General features: G+C 34.1%; 22 protein-coding genes and 1 tRNA gene. 12 read left to right on the top strand and 11 right to left on the bottom strand.

Annotated features, from left to right (window positions below):
• Positions 1-558, top strand: a complete 558-nt coding sequence (locus NCE97_RS04910) for a hypothetical protein (protein ID WP_353777793.1) — start codon at positions 1-3, stop codon at positions 556-558.
• 82 nt (positions 559-640) lie between these two features.
• On the opposite strand, the gene murA is transcribed toward NCE97_RS04910, so the two are convergent.
• From murA to NCE97_RS04925, 3 genes are all read right to left on the bottom strand, one after another.
• Entirely contained in the window at positions 641-1,948 is a 1,308-nt protein-coding gene (murA, locus tag NCE97_RS04915; RefSeq protein ID WP_353777794.1) for a UDP-N-acetylglucosamine 1-carboxyvinyltransferase, read from the bottom strand.
• A 5-nt stretch (positions 1,949-1,953) separates the two neighbouring features.
• Entirely contained in the window at positions 1,954-2,589 is a 636-nt protein-coding gene (locus NCE97_RS04920; RefSeq protein ID WP_353777796.1) for a DUF4290 domain-containing protein, read from the bottom strand.
• A gap of 89 nt (positions 2,590-2,678) precedes the next feature.
• Positions 2,679-2,972, bottom strand: a complete 294-nt coding sequence (locus NCE97_RS04925; protein WP_353777797.1) for a DUF493 family protein — start codon at positions 2,970-2,972, stop codon at positions 2,679-2,681.
• 91 nt (positions 2,973-3,063) lie between these two features.
• On the opposite strand from NCE97_RS04925, the gene NCE97_RS04930 reads away from it, so the two are divergent.
• The 5 genes from NCE97_RS04930 to NCE97_RS04950 all read left to right on the top strand — a co-directional run bounded on the left by NCE97_RS04930 (position 3,064) and on the right by NCE97_RS04950 (position 7,613).
• On the top strand, positions 3,064-3,606 hold the full coding sequence (locus NCE97_RS04930) for an AAA family ATPase (protein WP_353777799.1): 543 nt from the start codon (positions 3,064-3,066) through the stop codon (positions 3,604-3,606).
• Positions 3,606-5,498: a RecQ family ATP-dependent DNA helicase gene (locus NCE97_RS04935; RefSeq protein WP_353777801.1), complete on the top strand. Its 1,893-nt coding sequence runs from the start codon at positions 3,606-3,608 to the stop codon at positions 5,496-5,498. Before NCE97_RS04930 ends, NCE97_RS04935 begins: the two co-directional genes overlap by 1 nt.
• Positions 5,495-6,445 (top strand): methionyl-tRNA formyltransferase, encoded by a 951-nt coding sequence (fmt, locus tag NCE97_RS04940; protein WP_353777803.1) that lies wholly within the window; start codon positions 5,495-5,497, stop codon positions 6,443-6,445. The genes NCE97_RS04935 and fmt overlap by 4 nt, the downstream gene beginning before the upstream one ends.
• A gap of 191 nt (positions 6,446-6,636) precedes the next feature.
• On the top strand, positions 6,637-6,909 hold the full coding sequence (locus NCE97_RS04945; protein WP_278005962.1) for an HU family DNA-binding protein: 273 nt from the start codon (positions 6,637-6,639) through the stop codon (positions 6,907-6,909).
• A gap of 143 nt (positions 6,910-7,052) precedes the next feature.
• On the top strand, positions 7,053-7,613 hold the full coding sequence (locus NCE97_RS04950; RefSeq protein ID WP_353777805.1) for a YqgE/AlgH family protein: 561 nt from the start codon (positions 7,053-7,055) through the stop codon (positions 7,611-7,613).
• On the opposite strand, the gene NCE97_RS04955 is transcribed toward NCE97_RS04950, so the two are convergent.
• The gene (locus NCE97_RS04955) at positions 7,610-8,458 is read right to left on the bottom strand and encodes an aminotransferase class IV (protein WP_353777807.1); all 849 of its coding nucleotides are present in this window, start codon (positions 8,456-8,458) and stop codon (positions 7,610-7,612) included. The genes NCE97_RS04950 and NCE97_RS04955 overlap by 4 nt on opposite strands.
• Positions 8,459-8,513: 55 nt before the next feature.
• A complete protein-coding gene (locus NCE97_RS04960) occupies positions 8,514-8,906 on the bottom strand; it encodes an START-like domain-containing protein (RefSeq protein WP_353777808.1) in 393 nt (130 codons plus the stop codon).
• 127 nt (positions 8,907-9,033) lie between these two features.
• Here NCE97_RS04960 and NCE97_RS04965 point away from each other — a divergent pair.
• Positions 9,034-9,107, top strand: a tRNA-Met gene (locus NCE97_RS04965).
• Between the two features lie 53 nt (positions 9,108-9,160).
• On the opposite strand, the gene NCE97_RS04970 is transcribed toward NCE97_RS04965, so the two are convergent.
• From NCE97_RS04970 to NCE97_RS04980, 3 genes are all read right to left on the bottom strand, one after another.
• The gene (locus tag NCE97_RS04970) at positions 9,161-10,276 is read right to left on the bottom strand and encodes a T9SS type A sorting domain-containing protein (protein ID WP_353777810.1); all 1,116 of its coding nucleotides are present in this window, start codon (positions 10,274-10,276) and stop codon (positions 9,161-9,163) included.
• Positions 10,277-10,348: 72 nt separating this feature from the next.
• The gene (locus NCE97_RS04975; protein WP_353777811.1) at positions 10,349-11,479 is read right to left on the bottom strand and encodes a helix-turn-helix domain-containing protein; all 1,131 of its coding nucleotides are present in this window, start codon (positions 11,477-11,479) and stop codon (positions 10,349-10,351) included.
• A gap of 311 nt (positions 11,480-11,790) precedes the next feature.
• Positions 11,791-13,830 (bottom strand): dipeptidyl-peptidase 3 family protein, encoded by a 2,040-nt coding sequence (locus tag NCE97_RS04980; RefSeq protein ID WP_353777812.1) that lies wholly within the window; start codon positions 13,828-13,830, stop codon positions 11,791-11,793.
• Between the two features lie 94 nt (positions 13,831-13,924).
• On the opposite strand from NCE97_RS04980, the gene NCE97_RS04985 reads away from it, so the two are divergent.
• Positions 13,925-14,968 carry an SRPBCC family protein gene (locus tag NCE97_RS04985; RefSeq protein WP_353777814.1) on the top strand — a complete coding sequence of 348 codons (1,044 nt, stop codon included), beginning with the start codon at positions 13,925-13,927 and terminating at the stop codon, positions 14,966-14,968.
• 55 nt (positions 14,969-15,023) lie between these two features.
• Positions 15,024-15,389: a fluoride efflux transporter CrcB gene (gene crcB, locus NCE97_RS04990; RefSeq protein ID WP_353777816.1), complete on the top strand. Its 366-nt coding sequence runs from the start codon at positions 15,024-15,026 to the stop codon at positions 15,387-15,389.
• Positions 15,390-15,424: 35 nt separating this feature from the next.
• On the opposite strand, the gene NCE97_RS04995 is transcribed toward crcB, so the two are convergent.
• From NCE97_RS04995 to NCE97_RS05005, 3 genes are all read right to left on the bottom strand, one after another.
• Entirely contained in the window at positions 15,425-15,622 is a 198-nt protein-coding gene (locus NCE97_RS04995) for a hypothetical protein (protein ID WP_353777818.1), read from the bottom strand.
• A gap of 148 nt (positions 15,623-15,770) precedes the next feature.
• The gene (locus NCE97_RS05000) at positions 15,771-16,595 is read right to left on the bottom strand and encodes a TIGR00266 family protein (RefSeq protein WP_353777819.1); all 825 of its coding nucleotides are present in this window, start codon (positions 16,593-16,595) and stop codon (positions 15,771-15,773) included.
• 66 nt (positions 16,596-16,661) lie between these two features.
• On the bottom strand, positions 16,662-17,117 hold the full coding sequence (locus NCE97_RS05005; protein WP_353777821.1) for a DUF4442 domain-containing protein: 456 nt from the start codon (positions 17,115-17,117) through the stop codon (positions 16,662-16,664).
• A gap of 144 nt (positions 17,118-17,261) precedes the next feature.
• On the opposite strand from NCE97_RS05005, the gene NCE97_RS05010 reads away from it, so the two are divergent.
• From NCE97_RS05010 to NCE97_RS05020, 3 genes are all read left to right on the top strand, one after another.
• On the top strand, positions 17,262-17,708 hold the full coding sequence (locus NCE97_RS05010; protein ID WP_353777823.1) for a DUF4870 domain-containing protein: 447 nt from the start codon (positions 17,262-17,264) through the stop codon (positions 17,706-17,708).
• An 83-nt stretch (positions 17,709-17,791) separates the two neighbouring features.
• A complete protein-coding gene (locus NCE97_RS05015; protein WP_353777825.1) occupies positions 17,792-18,133 on the top strand; it encodes a PadR family transcriptional regulator in 342 nt (113 codons plus the stop codon).
• The gene (locus tag NCE97_RS05020) at positions 18,130-19,977 is read left to right on the top strand and encodes a PspC domain-containing protein (RefSeq protein WP_353777827.1); all 1,848 of its coding nucleotides are present in this window, start codon (positions 18,130-18,132) and stop codon (positions 19,975-19,977) included. Before NCE97_RS05015 ends, NCE97_RS05020 begins: the two co-directional genes overlap by 4 nt.
• Positions 19,978-20,018 lie beyond the last annotated feature (41 nt).

Below are 20,018 nucleotides of genomic sequence, written 5' to 3' on the forward strand. Positions count from 1 at the left end.
TTGAAAACAAAAATAATATACTTCCTTCTATTTTCTTTAGTTACTTCATGCTCTTTATTCAACGTAAGAAATGTTGGGAACAACCATCTCATTAGAAATAAGAAGTTTAAAACTCCAAAGCATATTAATTACTTATTTAACCCAGAAGTAATTACTTATGTTTCTGATAGTACAAAATTCTTTCAAGATTATCATAAAGATCCTTTGTACATCAAAAAATTCAATACGCTTTTAACTGAAAAGGCAAAAAAGACTAACATTATTTTTGATACTTATCATCCCGATGTGTATCCACAATTAACTATTGACTACATTATGTTATCTGAATATTCCGAAATTCAGACCGTGTCTATGAGTGATTGTACTGAAGAAGACGACATCGCATACCATGTTGTACTCAAAATTGTTGCCAATCTACGCTATGAAAATAATACAAAGCGGGTTGAAAAAAGCTATGAATTTAGTTCAGAACCCAGAGAATCGTTACTTATAAACGGTGTGCTTGGTGCTAATTCTAATGAGAATATAAATATGACCAAAGTCAGAGACAACCTGTAAATATGACCAAAGTCAGAGACAACCTGATAAACTCTTTTATATACAGACTTTTTAGAACTATAGAAAGAGAAGGGAAATAATGCTATACTCGCTCTATCCTAGCACCAATTGCTCTAAGGCGCTCGTCTATATTTTCATATCCTCTATCAATTTGCTCGATATTGTGGATTGTTGATGTTCCCTTTGCTGAAAGGGCAGCGATTAACAATGAAATACCTGCTCTAATGTCTGGTGATACCATTGTCGTTGCTTTCAATTGACTCTTGAAGTCATAACCTATTACTGTTGCTCTATGTGGATCGCAAAGTATAATCTTGGCGCCCATATCTATAAGTTTATCAACAAAGAATAAGCGGCTTTCAAACATTTTTTGATGAATCACTACTTCTCCTCTAGACTGCGTGGCTACAACTAATACTATACTAAGTAAGTCTGGTGTAAACCCAGGCCATGGTGCATCTGCTATAGTAAGGATAGAACCATCTATATAATTCTGAATTTCATATCCATCTACATGAGCTGGAATGTAAATATCATCGCCTCTGCGCTCTACAGTAATTCCTAGTTTACCAAATACCGAAGGAATTTGTCCTAAATCGTCCCAGCTAACGTTCTTAATCGTGAGTTCACTTTTAGTCATTGCTGCTAAGCCAATCCAACTTCCGATTTCGATCATGTCTGGTAACATCGTGTGCTCTGTTCCGCCTAAACTGTCTACACCTTCTATAATCAACATGTTGGAACCTATACCAGATATTTTGGCGCCCATTCTGTTGAGCATCTTACAAAGTTGTTGTAAGTATGGCTCACAAGCTGCATTGTATATTGTTGTAGTTCCTTTGGCTAAAACTGCTGCCATCACAATATTGGCAGTTCCAGTTACAGAAGCTTCGTCCAAAAGCATATATGTCCCTTTTAGTTCTTCTGCTTCTACGCCATAGAAATAATCTTCTCTGTTGTATCTAAACTTAGCGCCTAGATTAATAAATCCTTCGAAATGTGTATCTAACCTTCTACGGCCTATTTTATCACCTCCAGGCTTGGGAATATAACCTTTTCCAAAACGTGCTAATAACGGCCCAACAATCATTATAGAGCCTCTAAGGCCGCTTCCATCTATCTTGAATTGTTGTGTCTCTAGGTAATCTAGATCTACTTCATCGGCTTGAAACGAATACGAATTATTGGAAAGCTTTTCAACTTTAACGCCCAAACTCTGTAATAACTTAATGAGTTTATTGACGTCTACGATGTCTGGTATATTGTGTATTGTAACTTTTTCTGGTGTGAGAAGAACAGCACATAGAATTTGTAGTGCTTCATTCTTTGCGCCTTGAGGTTGGATTTCACCTTTTAACTGGTGTCCTCCTTCAATCTTAAATGTTCCCATTCGTATTAATAACGTTTTCTGTTTCTGTTATTCTTTTTGTTACTTTTTTGGTTCTTAGAATGCTTCTTTCTATTTCGCATTAGACTACTAGAGTCTGTTAAATCTTCTTCAGAGTTTTTGAGATTAATTTGCCCTTTAGACAGTTCAAACAAATGGTCGAAGATTACGTCATCTTCTACAGTGTCTTTATTCCAGTTCAAAAAACACTTCTTCATGTGGTTTGCTATGGTATACACCAAAGCTTCTTTCAACTCTCCTTCTTCCCATGTTACAGCAACGTCTATCATCGTCTTTATATTGTTGCCATAAAAACGATACTTAGGATGGTTTTGAGGATATTCCAAAGGTTCTGGACGTTCTTCTAAAAGTTCTTTTGAAGGTTTCTCGTATGGTGAGTCTGCATCCAATTCGAAATTGGACATTATAAATAACTGATCCCAGAGTTTATGCTGAAAGTCTGGCACATCTCTAAGATGCGGTTGCAAATTCCCCATTACAGAGATGATTGCTTTTGCCAGTTTGTTTCGTTCTTCTTTATCTTCACGAGTTTTAGCATGATTAATCATTTTTTGAATATGTCTTCCATATTCAGGAATAATCAAATGTTCTCGTTCTGTATTGTATTCTAAATCTTCTATCAAAATAAAAAAAGTGTGTAGTCAAAAAAATATTATGTACGTAGTACTTGTACAATCGCAAAGTACAAAAAAAAAGAATATAGAATCTCTATTTATAAAGAAATAACGCCTTCTACATTTTCTGCTACTTCCTTGTATTTTGCTATAACTGCATCTGGGTCCTTCATCAATACATTTATAGAGATACTAGTGTAGCTTCCTTTCTTTGATTCTGTAGTATTGATAACTGCGCCAAGGTTATTGAAAAGTGCTTCGACTTCTGCAATTTTTTGTGAGTCTGATTTCACAATAAACTTATATAAATATTCAGATGGCCAAGATGCCGTATCGTATAATTGTTCTCTTAGTTTTTTATAAAATTCTTCCGATTTTTCGAATGCGTTCATAGTCTCTTTTTAAGTGCGTAAAGATACATTTATCTTTACATTTTTTATTTGAAATGAAATTCACGATTTTTACTGCCAAAATCTTGCCAAATTGAGCACAAAAAAAATTGTCATAGCGGGAGGTCCTGGTACTGGAAAAACTTCCATCATTAATAATCTTGAGCAAAGAGGCTTTGTTTGCTTTGAAGAAATCTCTAGACAGGTTACTCTTAAAGCCAGAGAACAAGGGATAGAGCAGCTATTTCTAACTAATCCTTTATTGTTTAGTGAAATGCTTCTTGAAGGCAGAAAGCAGCAATTTTTAGATGCCAAAGCACATGAAAGTTCTGTAGTATTTTTGGATCGAGGTCTGCCAGACGTTTTGGCATATATGGATTATATAGGTGACACATATCCAGACGAGTTTGTTTCTGCTTGCGAAAATCATAAGTACGATTATGTTTTTATCCTAGCTCCTTGGCAGGAAATCTTCGTGAGTGATAGTGAGCGTTACGAAAACTTTGAACAAGCTATCGAGATTCATGAGTATTTACTAAAAACCTACACGCGTTTTGATTATAAACTTATAGATGTTCCTTTTGGAAGTGTCGATTTTAGAACAGATTTTATTCTAGACACCTTACATTTGCAATAATGCAGCATCCTATTGAAGTATTAGAGCGTTATTGGAATTTTACTTCTTTTAGACCTTTACAAGAAGACATTATCTCGTCAGTTTTAGATAATGAAGATACTTTTGCTTTGTTACCTACTGGTGGAGGAAAATCTATTTGTTTTCAAATTCCAGCACTTATAAGAGAAGGCATTTGTATTGTTATTTCTCCTTTAGTTGCTTTAATGAAAGACCAAGTGAGCAACCTCAATGCTAAAGGTATCAAAGCAATTGCACTTACCAGCGGGATTTCATATTCTGAATTAGATCAGTTATTGGATAATTGTATTTATGGTAATTATAAATTTCTGTACCTCTCGCCAGAACGACTGCAACAATCTATAGTTAAGGAGCGTATTCAGCAAATGAATGTCAATCTAATTGCTGTTGATGAAGCGCACTGCATCAGTCAATGGGGAAATGATTTCAGACCTGCTTATCTCAACATAACATCACTCAGAGAACTTCATCCTCATGTTAATGTTATTGCGCTTACTGCTACAGCCAAATCTAAAGTTATAGAAGAGACTTTAGAGCGTTTAGACTGTGTGGCTCCGAAAATATACAAAGGATCGTTTAGGCGGCCGAATATTGCATATCATGTACTGCATTCTGAAGACAAATTATATACTTTGGAACAGATTCTAAAGAAATACGATGGGTCTTCTATAATTTATGTAAGAAGTAGAAATGCTTCAGAAGATATAGACAAACACTTGAGAGCAAAAGGATTTTCAAGTACATTTTATCATGGTGGTATCGATTCAGATGAAAAGCAAAATCGTTTAAATCAATGGCTTCATGACCAGAAAACCATCATGGTTGCGACCACTGCATTTGGCATGGGAATTGATAAGCCTAACGTAAAAACAGTTGTTCATATCAATTTACCTGAAAGTCTAGAAAGCTATTATCAAGAAGCTGGGCGTGCTGGTAGAAATGGTGATACTTCATTTGCAGTTATTTTGAAACAAAATGCAGATGAAGACCAACTGAAAGGTCAATTTTTAAAAACATTACCGAGTGTTGATTTTATAAAACTAGTATACAAGAAACTAAATAATTATTTTCAAATATCTTATGGTGAAGGTGAGCATACAAGTCACCAACTCAATTTTAACTTGTTCTGCAATACTTACGAACTTAACAAAACGCTTACCTATAATGCCTTAAAAATTCTCGATAGGAATAGTATTATAGGGTTATCGCAGCAGTTCAGTTATCAAACCAAGCTACAGTTTATAATAACTAATGAACAATTGTTTAGTTATATTGAAAAGTTCAAAGACATTGGTCAATATATTAAGGTCATCTTGAGAACTTATGGTGGCGTTTTTGATCACATGACCAAGATTAACACCTTTCTCATTGCAAATAAGATTAATGTAAAGGAAAAAGAAATCATTAATGCGCTCAATCAGTTGCAAAATGATAATATTATTGAGTTTCAAACATCAAATACAGATGCGGAAATTACATTCCTAGTACCAAGAGAAGATGAAAAAACCATTAATCCTATCGTAAGAACTATTGAACAGCAACATCGGATTAAAGAAGATCAAATTAAGTCTGTTCTAGATTATGTAAATAATACGGAAATTTGCAAAAGTGTTCAATTACTGAATTACTTTGATGAGTATAATTCTGAAGCATGTGGCCAGTGCTCTGTATGTAGCAGTAAAATAAAAGGAGTCAAACATTCAGGTATAAAATCACTGGTACTAGAATTATTGAAAACCAAATCATTATCGTCTAGGGAATTGGTTGAAAAAAGCAATTATTCTGAAGATGAAATCATTAATTGTTTGAGAGAATTATTAGAAGACAACACAATAGAAATAACAACAACAAATAGATATAGATTAAAAGCATGAAAGACACATTGAGAATAGTTTTTATGGGAACACCAGATTTTGCAGTAGCCACACTAGATGCCTTAGTAACTAGTGGTTATAATGTTGTCGGTGTTATTACTGCTCCAGATAAACCTGCTGGTCGTGGTCGAAAGCTAAATGAATCTGCTGTAAAAAAATACGCAAAGGACAAAGGTCTCAAAATCATGCAGCCTACTAATTTAAAATCTGAAGACTTTATACATGAGTTAAAAAGCCTTAATGCTAACCTCCAGGTTGTAGTTGCTTTTAGGATGCTACCTGAAGTCGTTTGGGCGATGCCTCAATATGGCACTTTTAACCTACACGCATCATTATTGCCACAATATAGAGGTGCAGCTCCAATTCATTGGGCAATAATTAATGGTGAAAGCACTACTGGTGTTACAACATTTTTTATTGATGAAAAGATTGACACTGGTGCTATAATCGACTGGAAAGATATAAGTATAGATGATGATGAAACCGTAGGAAGCCTTCATGATAAGCTTATGACATTAGGAAGTGAATTAGTTATCGATACAGTGAAGCTTATTGAATCTGGAAATGTTACGACTACAATCCAACCAAAGATTGCCGATCTTAAAACAGCATACAAACTTAATAAGGAAAACTGCAAGATAGATTGGAATGATTCACTAGACAATATATATAATAAGATTAGAGGACTAAATCCTTTTCCTTCTGCTTGGTCCGAATTGCATAATAATGATATAATATCTAGCGTGAAATTGTTTGATATTGAAAAGATGTACGAAGCACATACACATGAAAATGGTACAATAATTATAGATTCTAAGGAAATGAAAGTAGCTGCAAAAGGTGGATATATAAATATTAAAGAATTACAACTTCCTGGAAAGCGCAAAATGGATGTGAAATCTCTTTTAAACGGTTTTGAATTTTCTAAAGACGCAAAACTCTGCTAAGTGCTTATATTTCTTGGATTTGCAAAATATCCGACGAAATACATACCCTTTATTAACAAATGCTTCAAGTTATTAACAAAAACGCTGATTTCCCTTGCTATTACTTGCGTAGATGAATTATCCGTATAAATTTGTACGAGGATTTAACAATAACGTTTAACCCAATATTTAATAATTAAAATTAAAATTTTATGAACAAAACAGATTTAATCAATGGAATGGCAGAAAATGCTGGGATTACTAAAGCTGCTGCTAAGAAAGCATTAGATTCTTTATTAATCGATATTGAAGGAGCTTTACAAAAAGGTAACAGAGTATCTTTAGTAGGATTTGGATCTTGGTCAGTTTCTAGAAGAGCGGCAAGAGATGGAAGAAACCCTCAGACTGGAAAAACTATAAAAATCAAAGCTAAAAATGTTGTTAAGTTTAAAGCAGGTTCTGATTTAAGCAACGCAGTAAACTAATTGATTTAATTCAAAAAGATATAAGCCTGCTAATTAGCAGGCTTTTTTTATTCATAACGTTAGAAGAACTGGGATAATTAGCCCAATATTTGTTGGTTATTTAACAAATATGTGTTAGATTTATTCATAAATCATACCAATCTATGATTACAATTCAGCCAAATAAAGGTAACCTACTTATTGCAGAACCATCAATTATAGGCGATCTATCATTCAATAGATCGGTAATATTGCTAGCCGACCATTCTGCACAAGGTTCTATTGGCTTTATTTTAAACAAACCTCTAGATTTTACATTAAGTGATCTTATAGCAGATACAGATTCTGATTTCCAAATATTTAACGGCGGTCCTGTTGAGCAAGATAATCTATACTTTATCCATAAAGTTCCTGAATTAATCCCAGGCAGTATAGAAATCTCTTTGGGTATATATTGGGGCGGCGATTTTGAAGTTGTTTTAGAATTGCTCAAAAACGGAAAGCTCGAAACTAAAGATATTCGTTTCTTTTTAGGGTATTCTGGTTGGGAACCAGAGCAATTAGAATCCGAGTTGGAATCTAATGCTTGGGTTGTTACCGAAAATGTATACAAAGAAGGTCTTATTGATAAATGCTGTGAAACCTTTTGGAAAGAAAAAATGCTCGAACTTGGAGGTGAATACAGTATTTGGTCTAATGCTCCAGAAAATCCTAGTTATAACTAACTAGTCAATCCTAATTTTTCATTCAATTTTTCTAACAGTTGTTTAGCAACTGTACACTTGAATTCCTTTTTTCTGTAGTGCGTTACAGATTGAATCCCTGTAATGACATTTGTAATAAATACCTCGTCCGATTTCTGAATCTCGAAAGGTGAAATTGACACTTCTTCTATAGAATAGTCTTCATATTCCTTGATGAGTTCCATGATTTGTTTTCTCATGATACCTTTTAGAGCACCGTCAGATAAGGTTGGAGTTTTTATAGTATTTCCTTGTACGAAAAACAGATTGCCTTGGGTTGCTTCAACAACACCTTTGTTATTATTCAGAAGAATACAATTATCCAATTCGTTTTCTTTAGCATAAATGTTGGCAAGCACATTAATAACTTTAGAATTAGACTTTAAGTTAGAAAGCATTCCTGCATTTACATAATGATCTTTAAACAGATCTACTCTATAATTTTCAGTGTCATTAAAACTATAGGCTGAATGCTCTAAAGATTCAACAACTATACTGTAATTGATAGAATCTTGCATTGGCATATACGTTCCTCCTTCGCCTCTATCTACATTAAATCTTACTCTTGTATTTTCTCCTGAAAGTGCATTTGCTTCAACTGTTTTCAGAATTTCTTCTTCTAAAAACTCCATGGTAAAACTCATCGGAATTTCCATACGTAGTATACGCATGGATGCCATTAGTCTAAAATAATGGTCTTCCCAAAATAATATGTTGTTGTCTACAACTTTAAGTGTTTCAAAAAGAGCGTCACCATATTTATAGCCACGATTGTGAATTGAAATAAAAGTCGTTTCACTTAGAAGTTTTCCATTAAAATTTACCATAAAAAAATCCCGATAAAAAATCGGGACAAATATAAATCATTAAACAATCTTTTTATTATGCAGAACCTAAAACTTGCTTTAGATCTGCTATTTGATTTTCCCAAAGCATCTTGGTTTCTTCAACTTCATCTTCTTCAGCAAAATCTGTAACAATTAATGATACATCTTTTGTTATTTCGTCAACTTGAATTCTAATCTCAAAATAGCTTGATGGATTATCTTCTTCATCATCTAACCAACGAAATTTTACACGTTCGCTACTTTTTTTGCTAAGCAATTTTGCTTGCTCTTCACTATCGTCCCAAATAAAGGTATATAGCTCTCCTCTGGAGTTAACATTGTCGGCATACCACTCAGATAAACCAGATGGCGTAGAGATATATTGATATATTAATTGCGGTGAAGCATGTATTGGAAACTCAAGTTCAAATTTTATTTTATCATCCATAAATCCTCATATTAGTTCGCTCAATATATACATTAATTGTTTAGTTTAAAACTTATTTCAAAAAAATATTTTTAATGACGGAATGTTTGCTACGATTGAATTTGTTTTTATATTTGCAGCCTCATTTGGCGTGGTAGCTCAGTTGGTTAGAGCGTCGGATTCATAACCCGGAGGTCGGGAGTTCAAATCTCCCCCACGCTACAAAAAAAGACCGCTTAGAAATAAGCGGTCTTTTTTTATTGCTTTTATGACTTTTAGTTGACGACAACTACTTTTTGTGTTAGCTGTCTGCCATTGTCGAGTTCAATCTTAATAAAATACAATCCTTCAGAAGCACTTTCGGCGTCCCAAACAAGTGATGTTGTAATCTCTCCTTGTTCGATAAGAGCTCCAAAAATATTGTATACTTTTTTAGATGCTCTGTTACTTTGAACATCTGATTTAATAATAAATTTATTTCCAACATTTGATTTTAAAAACACTGTATTCTCCTCAAATTCAAAATCGGGAACAGATAAACTCAAATCTCTAATTCTTACGGCGTTTGGCAACAATAAATTGCCTGATCCTGAAGCTACAAAATCTTCAATAAAGACGCCACTACTGGTATATCTTTTTACAGCACTTGTCCCACCATTTCCTATTAAAATATCACCATTGGGCATAAAATCTATTCCCTCAGATTGGTCTACTCCAGATATAAAAACTCCAAGATAATTCCCATTGGCATCAAACCGTTTTACAGTATCTCCATCATAATCTAATACGATTAAATTGCCAGCATCGTCAAAAACAATATTTGTTGGACCTACCAGATTAGAGTTCACAAAATTCCCCATATCAGTTCCAGAACTATTATAGCGTCTAATATTATCAGTGCTGTATGAAGAAACATAGAGATTCCCTGCATTATCCCAATCTAGTCCAATACTATTAGTTACACCAGTAGACGTAAATGCGCCAAGGAAAGTACCATCTAATTCATATCTCAATACTCTTCCATTTCCACTCCATTGCAGCACGTATAAAAGACCATCTGGACCAATTTTCATTCTGGTTGGACCGCCTATTCCCGATGCAAAATTACCAACAAAAGCACCTGTACTTGAATCGAACTTAGCTATGGTTCCTGAATTGAGATTGGATATTAATACTACATTTTGGTCTTCTAAAAACAAAATATCTTGAGGCCATGCTAAATTGGTATTGATGAAAACTTCTGGGTTATCACCATTTTCATCGAACTTTAAGATTTGCCATGGTGGAATGCTGAAATTACCGCCATCACTGACATAAATCTCAATATTCTGGCTAAGTGTACTACTTATACATGTAAAAAAAAGTAAGTAAAGGAGGGTAAAATTTTTCATAAGCGTGTTTATTATTTTGTTACACGCTAAAAATCGATAAGTGGACTCTATTGTGAGTGTATAATTATAAAACTAGACGTTATTTAACTTTTGGTCTCTGTATTCTGATGGTGTACAATTATGTTTCATTTTAAAAACTTTATTGAAAGTAGCCTTATTATTAAAACCTACACCAAAGTAGATACTTTTGATACTAAGATCGGGATCACTTACCAATAGTTTTTCAGCAGCAATTAACCGAAACCCGTTTATGAATTGATTAAAATTTGTCTGTGATTTTTCGTTAATTATTTGAGAAAGGACATGCCTAGAAAGTCCAATTTCATCAGCTAATGTAACCAGCCTTATATCATTGCTCTTGTAAGACTCATTAACTGTGATGTGATCCAAGAGTTTTTCATAAAACTCTGTTTTAGTTGCTTCGGATAAGGCGTAATTGGAATTTGCTTTCAAAAATAAATTGGAAAACAATTGACCATTGAATATTTCTGGTTCTTTATATACAAAATAGCCAATTAAGTATATAGAAATAGACATGGATAAAGATATCATGTAATCCCAGTTTTGATTAAAAAAGGCGAATCTATACAGCACAAAATAGCTGATGTATGAAAAAATAAATACTGAGAACGAAACTAATAACGCACGTGTCCATCGCCTATATATCTTAGCATATTGAGTATTGCCTTTATTCCCTTTATCGCGTTTTATAAAATCTAGCATCACGAAGAAATACGCCAAGAAAGACATAGAAGATATCCAAGAAGACCTAGACTTCCACAAAAAATATATCATCGTATCATCCCTAAAATCCTTGATGTTTACAAATGCATCAGAGGCAAAATGGTAATAGGCATTTATTGAGAATGAGATTAGTGCAGGAAGAAAATGATAAAAACTTATTTGTGTGGTCTTCGTTCTAAAATTTACCAAATAAGTATATAGTAAAGGACCAAACAGTAAATAAATACTATGATCGAAAAAATACAAGTAAGGATAAATATTCTGATAACCAGCCCATTGAAAAACATATTGGAATAATATAATTGAAAAGGCTAAAACAAGAAAAGCTATTGGGCGATTAAGTTCTCTACCCTTTTTATCTTTAAATAATATAAAGCTAAGAACAAACCCGCTAATACTAAATAAAAGGAAAACAGAAGTCCAAGTGGTAAAAGATGCTTTGTATATTTCTTGTTCCATTTTTTTTATAAAAGTATTAATTTATATTTTTTGCTTTTTAAACCTTAACAAAAAATATCGAGTTAAAATCTTCACTTCGTTATAGAAACAAATTTCTTCACTAGGGATTTTTATTTAATATGATTTACCATTAGATGACATTTCTATAATACTTCGATGTTATTATACATAAAACTATTAATCGTGTTAGTACTTATCATCCTTCTGTGCATTAATGGACTTCTATTGAAATTTAGTGTCAATAAAACCAAGGCAAAACAAAAATGACCATTCTTATAGAATGGCCATTTCCTTTATGATATATTTATTTTTTAGTTTACCTCAGGTAAGAAGCTATAGTTCTTACTGTAGTCTAACATTTGCTCTGGGAAGCCAGCTGGTTGCGTCACTTTTATTGCAGTAATTTCACCATTTTCATCCATTTCTGGAACTAAAACAGGATTTACAAAACCGCTATATGGTGCAGAAGTAAACTGTTTGTTTCTTTCCAACACTTCAGCATGAATAGCTTGGTCAACTTTCACTCCATAACCTTCAACTAAAGCTTCACAAGCTTCGAAATCACCTTCAGACTTAATACGCTGTGTCTCTCTTAATAGCTCACCAAAAAGTTCATGTAATTTGTCATAGTCGTTAATATTGAAATAGGTTTTCCCATCCTTTGTAACCTTTTCAATAACATTATCTGCCGCTCCTTTTTCAAATACCCAAGCAGACACCCATTGTCTGTTTCTCATATGAGCTTCTTCTACATCATCACCAAGATTTAAGCGAATTAGCTGAGTCATAAGACCGTTTCTAATGTAACCATCGTAAGCAGCCATACCAACTTCTTTCCAATCTTCAACTAAACCTAGTTCTTGTAGCTTAGAATCGTATAAATAGTAAAGTCCAACCAAGTCAGCACGTCCTTCTTCCAAAGTAGATGCATAGTTCTTTAAAGTTTCTTTGGTTTCTCCAACTCCTGGGTTTAATTGACCAGAAGCATGTCCAATAACCTCATGTAGTGCAGTATGTAACTTGTCAGCCAATTGCCCATGTTCTTTTTCTAAGTTGTACTCTTCATCATCGTGAACGAACTCTTTCAATCTTCCTGAGCTCCCAGAATTATTATAAGCCTGGATGATATTTCCTAATGATACAGACTTACTACCAACTTCTTTTCTAATCCAGTTAGCATTTGGCAAATTAACACCAATTGGAGTACTAGGCGACGCGTCTCCTGCTTCTCCAGCAACAGTCACAACCTTATAAGTAACACCAACGACATTTTTCTTTTTATGCTCGTCCATCAAAGGTGAGTTATCTTCAAACCATTGTGCATTATCCGATAACACCTTCATCTTTTGAGACATGTCAAAATCGTTGATTTCCACAATGTTTTCATAGGATCCTCTATATCCTAATGGATCGTTGTATACTTCAATAAAACTATTGATATAGTCTACATTACCATCTGTTGCTGCTGTCCACGCTACGTTATAGTCATCCCAAATTTGAAGATCTCCAGTCTTATAGTATTCAATAAGTAAACCTAGAGCATCTCCTTGAGCTTTGTTCTCCGCAACACCTTGAGCTTTCTCTAACCACTTTACAACTTCATCGATTGCTGATCCATATAATCCACCTGATTTGTATACACGTTCTTTTACAACACCATCTTCTTTAACCAATTGAGAATTTAACCCAAAAGACAATGGTCTATCTGGATTTGGAGATTGTTTTTTAGCATAAAAATCTTCAACATCCTTGTTTGTAACATTTGGTCCATAAAAGTTTACTGCTGAAAGTAATACATTATCTACACCTTTTGCCTGATTTACCTTTTTTGAATCCTCATCATTAAAAATTACACTAAATGCGTCTCCAGCTAATGTTGTATTAGTAGCTATCAATAATTCATTTAAATAATCTGAAGAAAAGTCTGGTTTAATCTTATCGTTACTGTAATGATGGTGAATCCCATTGCTAAACCAAACACGCTTTAAATAGACCTCGAATGCTTTCCAATCATCAGTAGACTTATCGCCTTCATAGCTTGTATAAATCTTTTCTAGAGCATTTCTAATCTTAAGATTGTGTCTATAGTTTTGATCCCACATCATGTCTCTACCAGCCAAACCAGCTTGGGTAAGATAATACACTAGTTTTTGCTCTTTCAAAGTCAGTTTATCCCAACCATTTATTTGATATCGTAATATCTTTAAATCTGCAAACTGCTCAACATTGTAGTCAAATGCGCCAGCTTCTTTTTTTGTTTCCTCAGCAACTATTGGTTCATCTTTATCAGTCTTACAGGACCATAAAAAAGCCGCTAGTAGCGCAAGGCTCAACATAGTTTTTAATTTCATTTTGATATGATTTAATTGTAATGCACACAAATGTAATATTTAATAGCAATAGTTAAAAATGATTATCTTTGGGTTAACACTTAACTTAAAACAAATGAAAGCATTAAAGTACATTTTATTATTACTTCTTATCGTAGTCATTGCATTAGGTATTTACACTGCTGTGCAACCCAATGAATACGATGTAAAACGAACACAACTTATTAAAGCACCAACTGATTTAGTTTTCAATAATGTAAATGATTTTAAAAATTGGGAATCTTGGGGACCTTGGTACGATGATGATCCAACGATTGAAACTACATATCCTGAAAACACCTCTGGTGAAGGGGCATCTTATAGCTGGACAAGTAAAGATGGACCTGGTAATATGAAGACTGTAGGTGTTGAAAAAAATAAGATGATTGCACAAAAGCTACAATTTGCAGATTATGAGCCAACAGATACGTTTTGGCGTTTTGAAGAAACACCTGAAGGTACCAATGTAACTTGGCAAATGAAAGCTGATGAAGTTCCATTTATGTTTAAATTCTTTGGCGTACTAAGTGGCGGTATGGATAATATGCTTGGCCCTATGATGGAAAGAGGCTTAGTAAAAATGGATAGTGTTATGCAACTAGAAGTAAAAGCCTATGAAGAGAAAATGGCTAATGCTTTCAAAATTGGAGACATTAAAGAAATGGACATGCAAGAGCAAAAATTTATTGGTTACCCTCACAAAGCAAAAATGGATCATGAGGTGATGACCAATTTATTTATGGAATCCTTACCAAAAGCTGGTGCCTATGCTATGCAACATCTTGAATATGGAGAATTTACGCCTGCAGCGGTGTTTACTAATTGGGATGAAGAAAAAGGAGAAGTTGAGTTTATGATTGGACTTGTCCTTAATAAAGACCTTGCTCCTGATGGTGCCATGCAAAGCATGACTTTACCTGCTGGAAAAACTGTAATGGTCTCAAAATTTGGACAATATGGAACTGGTGATGAAAAGGCTCATATGGCTATTGATGCTTATTTAAAAGAGCATAATTTCACACAAAATGGTCCTGTTTGGGAAATGTATGTTAATGATCCTACCCAAGTAAAAGAAATCGAAATACAAACAGACATCTATTATCCTGTAAAGGGTAACTAGATTTTTTTAAAATCTATAGAGCCTGCTAGTCTATGACTAACAGGCTTCTTTTTTTATGAAACAATTAGCTTTAGTTTTTCTTGGTGGTGGTTTTGGAAGCGTTTTAAGATACGCCATAGGAAAATGGCTCAACAGTTCTGAAACGGGAATTCCTTATGGTACGTTTGCCGCAAATATCCTTGGAAGTTTGCTTATTGGTATTATTCTGGGGTTCGCTGCCAAGAATGATAGCCTTACTCAAAATCAAACGCTTCTCTTAGCAACAGGATTTTGTGGAGGGTTCACGACGTTCTCAACCTTTGCTTACGAAAATCATGTATTCTTAAAATCTGGTGATTTTACCAGTTTCGCATTATATACTATTGGAAGTTTTATTATAGGCTTTTTGGCGGTGTTCTTAGGAATGCATTTGGTAAAATAGGGTATTAAAAAAAGCGACTTTTCAGTCGCTTCTTACTATGCTTTTAAATAAATTAAACATTGATTTAATTCTGGGTTCTGTTGTATCATAGAGTTAATAAAAATCCTTAACTCTTCTATCTCATAAGGTAGTAATCTCTTTACCGCCTTTTCAACTTCTTTACAGAACAAAGTAGCATCAAAACTTACTTTACGTAGTACAGTTTTGGTGTACTCGAACATTGCTCTCGCCATAGTGATTTTAGATTTAGGTTTAGATTAGGTAGTTTTTTTCTATTGGCAATGGATTTAAAGAATTAACTCCTAAATATACTAAAAAATTGTCTGTTTAACGGATTTAAACATAAGTTTAACAGATATTCAGAGCCAACTTCATAGAAATCTAGAACCGATTATCACCATCTAACAAATCGCCTAAACCACCAAGAATACTGCCTTCTCCTTTACTATTTCCTCCGCGAGGAACAGACTTTAAAACGCGACCAGCCAAACGACTGAATGGTAAGGATTGTATATAGACTGTACCTGGTCCCGTAAGCTTAGCAAAGAATAATCCTTCTCCACCAAATATGGTATTCTTAAAACCTCCTACAAACTCAATATCGTAATCTACATCTTGGGTAAATCCAACAATACAACCTGTATCTACACGAAGAACTTCACCTGGAGCTAGCTCACGTTTTGCCATGGTACCACAAGCATGAACGAACGCCATTCCATCACCTTCTAACTTTTGCATGATAAAGCCTTCACCTCCAAATAAACCTCTTCCTAGCTTCTTAGAAAATTCAATCCCTACACTAACGCCTTTCGCAGCACACAAAAATGCATCCTTCTGGCAAATGAATTTGCCTTCATATTCCAAAAGGTCTATAGCCGTTATCTTTCCTGGGTAAGGCGAAGCAAAAGATACATTGCGTTTCCCAGTAAGGTTATTATAAAATGCTATCATAAATAAGCTCTCACCTGTAAGGATACGCTTCCCTGCGCCAAGTATTTTTCCTAAAAAGCCTTGATCTTTTTTAGAACCATCTCCAAAAATGGTTTCCATTTTAATGCCATCATCCATCATCATAAAACTTCCTGATTCTGCAATAACGCCTTCATCCGGATCGAGTTCTATTTCTACATATTGCATTTCTTCGCCATAAATGCGATAATCTATTTCGTGAGCATTACGCTGAGAAAAATCTGGTAGTTGTTCCATTGTATGTTTCGTTTTTTTATTGATTCAAAGATTAGTTGAATCAAGTATGATTTTGTTACAAAGTTTTTATCCCTTTACTTTTAAAGTCCATTCAAAATTAAAATCAGAGACTTCCACCCCATCCTTATTGATTCCTTTAGCATTCAGCCACACGGTTTGTCCTTCATTGGTTTCAATAGCTTTTTGGAGTGCTTCATCTATTTTGTGTCCTTCAACGCATTCAAAATGAATTCGACCAGTAGCCTTCTTAGTAAACGTTGCATTATTATTGGCAACCAACATAGATACTCTTTTCCCGCTCGATCTAATCTTGGACATCACTAAGGCACCTGTTGTTAATTCTGCAGCCATACCTTGCACTGCCCAAAACATAGATTTAAAAGGATTTTGATTGATCCAACGATGCTTTACAGTGACTACACACGACGTATCATTAATCGATTTAGCTCTTACTCCTGTAAAGTAAGCTGCTGGTAACTTGAACATTAAATAGGTATTGAGTTTACTAGGCGTGATGGTCATATCTGATAATTTTTCACCTTAAAAATAAACAAATAATGATGAATTCTAATTGTTAATATTATGTTAATTTTAGGTACTATGTTTTGCATAATACCTTTTTTTGGATATATATTTGCATAAGAAACTATTATATGTTTTAATATCATGATCGACAATCATCAAAAAAACATTGCAACTTTTATCCATTTATCAACCTTTACGAGGTTCTTTATTCCTTTTGGAAACTTCCTAGGTCCATTAGTCCTGTGGATGTCTAATAAGGAGAAATCAGAATTTGTGGATAGACACGGAAAGCAGGCTATTAACTTTCAGATTAGTATTCTGCTATATGCCATTATTATAGGAACATTAACGATTCCGTTTTTTATTTTCAATGTATTTGATGGTATCGATTTTATAAACTTTAATGGGTTTTATGATTTTCATATCAATATTGGTAAGCCTTCTCCTCTACTGTATATCACAGGTGGTCTCGGTATGTTGGCTTTTGTTGGTTTTCTTTTAGAGATGGTATTCATCATAAAAGCTAGTCTAACAGCCAAAGAGGGTGAACCATACGATTACCCATTAACAATAAAGTTCATCAAATAATCATCAGTCATCAATCAATCATCAATCATCAATAATCAATCAAAAAATGAACAGTTCTAAAACTTTAAAAACGCATTAGCAATATGAAGATAGAAAACACAAAAGCACAAATGCGAAAAGGTGTTCTGGAGTACTGCATCTTATCTATCCTTAAGGATGATGATGCTTATGTAGCAGAAATCCTTGGCACCTTAAAAGATGCAAAGATGCTTGTCGTAGAAGGAACCATTTATCCCCTATTGACACGTTTGAAAAACGCCGGACTTCTCAATTATAGATGGGAAGAGTCTACCTCTGGACCACCAAGAAAATACTATGGTCTTACTGAAACAGGAAAATTATTCCTTAAAGAATTAAACACTACTTGGAGTGAATTACAACATGCAGTTAATCTAGTAACAAGCCAAAAAACAACAAAAAAATGAATAAAACAGTCAATATAAATTTAGCAGGTATATTTTTTCATATCGATGAAGATGCATACAAAAAGTTACAGCGCTATCTTGAGGCTATAAGACGTTCATTTACTGACTCTCAAGGTCGTTCTGAGATTATCGCTGATATCGAAGCAAGAATTGCAGAGCTGTTTAGTGAGCGTGTTGAAAACGATAAGCAAGTAGTCTCTATTAAGCATGTAGATGATGTAATCTCTATAATGGGACAACCAGAAGATTACTTAGTAGATGACGAAATCTTTGAAGACGAACCTCAACCAAAGAAGAAACAAGCTTCCTCTAGCAAATCAACAAAGAAATTATACAGAGATACGGATAACTCTTATATAGGAGGTGTCGCTGGTGGTCTTGGACATTATCTTGGAATCGATGCCGTTTGGGTAAGACTCTTATGGATTTTACTAGCGCTTGGATCTGGAGGTACATTTATATTTATCTATTTAGTATTCTGGGCATTGGTGCCAGAAGCGACTACAACTTCAGAAAAGCTAACCATGACAGGAGATCCGGTAACGATCTCTAACATTGAAAAAAAAATTAAAGACAGTATTGAAAGTGTTGTAGATACTGCCAAAAATATTGATCTTCAAAAACATGGTGACAAGCTTAGAGAGGAAATAGATAGTGTTACCGACAGCATTACAGATTCTGTAAAGCAAATCGATTTTCAGAAGAAAGGTGATAGTTTAAAGTCTAACTCAAAGAGCTTCTTTGGAAGTTTAGGAGATATCATCGTCTTTTTCTTGAAGATATTAGCAAAATTCATTGCCATCATATTAATCATTACTGGTGCTGCAACACTAATATCCATGATTATTGGATTCTTTACGGTGGGTATTTTAGAAGCTGTACATATTCCAGGATTTGATTTTGTGGAGGCCGCCAATGCAGCAAATACACCAGTATGGTTAGTCTCAATGTTAACATTCTTTGCTGTAGCCATTCCGTTCTTCTTTATATTCTATATAGGATTACGAATCCTAGTAAACAACCTTAAGTCTATAGGAAATGTTGCAAAATTCACATTGCTAGGGCTTTGGTTACTATCTATTATAGGATTGTCAGTAATCGGTGTAAGACAAATTACAGAACATGCTTTTGAAGCTAGTGTTACAGATAAAGAGCAACTCAATATTGTGGCTAACGATACGGTAAATCTTAGAATGGCTGGCAGTAATGATTACAGTAGAGTCTACAACACTAATAGCTTGTACAGAAGTGATGGTTTTGACATTGCTTATGACGACAATGGCAATAAAGTTATTTATTCTACTGATTTAAGATTAATCGTTCGTTCTACTAAAGATGCACAAGCTTCAATAGTTATTGAAAAGAATGCGAGAGGTCGAGATTACAGCGATGCTAAAGAACGTGCTGAGAATATTAATTACAATTATGCTTTTGACGGTTCAGATTTAGTCCTAGATGCTTTTCATGTTACCGATTATAACAATAAGTTTAATGATCAGGAAATTCAAGTAATTCTGTACTTGCCAGAAGGTACTATTCTAAAAGCAGATAGAAACACATATAGTTTCCACCGTAACTCATCCTATTACAACGATATTTTGGACAATGGTATGGAAGAGCATTATCTAAAAGTTATCAGTAACGATGTTATATGTCTAGATTGTGATGATACCATTAAGGAAACAACTGCACCAACAAACCTAAAAAGTGAAGGTGTAACTATACAAACAGATAGCGTAACAGTAGAAACAAAAGCTGTTGGAATTAAAACATCTCAGAATGGTGTTAATGTAAAAGTTGATGACAGTACAGGTGTTCAAATATCAACAGGGAACAACAATTAACAGTTCAGCCTATAAAAATTACAGTTGAGTACTTATTAATT

Origin of the sequence: Winogradskyella sp. 3972H.M.0a.05, from assembly GCF_040493455.1 — a bacterium.
In the GTDB taxonomy this organism is placed as follows: Bacteria; Bacteroidota; Bacteroidia; order Flavobacteriales; family Flavobacteriaceae; genus Microcosmobacter.

Excerpts from the sequence above, each read along its gene's own strand:
- NCE97_RS04975 (WP_353777811.1), bottom strand. The coding sequence starts at position 11,479 with ATGGAACAAGAAATATACAAAGCATCTTTTACCACTTGGACTTCTGTT.
- crcB (WP_353777816.1), top strand. The coding sequence starts at position 15,024 with ATGAAACAATTAGCTTTAGTTTTTCTTGGTGGTGGTTTTGGAAGCGTT.
- NCE97_RS04935 (WP_353777801.1), top strand. The coding sequence starts at position 3,606 with ATGCAGCATCCTATTGAAGTATTAGAGCGTTATTGGAATTTTACTTCT.
- NCE97_RS05020 (WP_353777827.1), top strand. The coding sequence starts at position 18,130 with ATGAATAAAACAGTCAATATAAATTTAGCAGGTATATTTTTTCATATC.
- NCE97_RS04985 (WP_353777814.1), top strand. The coding sequence starts at position 13,925 with ATGAAAGCATTAAAGTACATTTTATTATTACTTCTTATCGTAGTCATT.
- NCE97_RS05015 (WP_353777825.1), top strand. The coding sequence starts at position 17,792 with ATGAAGATAGAAAACACAAAAGCACAAATGCGAAAAGGTGTTCTGGAG.
- NCE97_RS04955 (WP_353777807.1), bottom strand. The coding sequence starts at position 8,458 with ATGGTAAATTTTAATGGAAAACTTCTAAGTGAAACGACTTTTATTTCA.
- NCE97_RS04995 (WP_353777818.1), bottom strand. The coding sequence starts at position 15,622 with ATGGCGAGAGCAATGTTCGAGTACACCAAAACTGTACTACGTAAAGTA.
- NCE97_RS05005 (WP_353777821.1), bottom strand. The coding sequence starts at position 17,117 with ATGACCATCACGCCTAGTAAACTCAATACCTATTTAATGTTCAAGTTA.
- murA (WP_353777794.1), bottom strand. The coding sequence starts at position 1,948 with ATGGGAACATTTAAGATTGAAGGAGGACACCAGTTAAAAGGTGAAATC.
- NCE97_RS04980 (WP_353777812.1), bottom strand. The coding sequence starts at position 13,830 with ATGAAATTAAAAACTATGTTGAGCCTTGCGCTACTAGCGGCTTTTTTA.
- NCE97_RS04945 (WP_278005962.1), top strand. The coding sequence starts at position 6,637 with ATGAACAAAACAGATTTAATCAATGGAATGGCAGAAAATGCTGGGATT.
- NCE97_RS04960 (WP_353777808.1), bottom strand. The coding sequence starts at position 8,906 with ATGGATGATAAAATAAAATTTGAACTTGAGTTTCCAATACATGCTTCA.
- fmt (WP_353777803.1), top strand. The coding sequence starts at position 5,495 with ATGAAAGACACATTGAGAATAGTTTTTATGGGAACACCAGATTTTGCA.
- NCE97_RS04950 (WP_353777805.1), top strand. The coding sequence starts at position 7,053 with ATGATTACAATTCAGCCAAATAAAGGTAACCTACTTATTGCAGAACCA.
- NCE97_RS05000 (WP_353777819.1), bottom strand. The coding sequence starts at position 16,595 with ATGGAACAACTACCAGATTTTTCTCAGCGTAATGCTCACGAAATAGAT.
- NCE97_RS04925 (WP_353777797.1), bottom strand. The coding sequence starts at position 2,972 with ATGAACGCATTCGAAAAATCGGAAGAATTTTATAAAAAACTAAGAGAA.
- NCE97_RS05010 (WP_353777823.1), top strand. The coding sequence starts at position 17,262 with ATGATCGACAATCATCAAAAAAACATTGCAACTTTTATCCATTTATCA.
- NCE97_RS04970 (WP_353777810.1), bottom strand. The coding sequence starts at position 10,276 with ATGAAAAATTTTACCCTCCTTTACTTACTTTTTTTTACATGTATAAGT.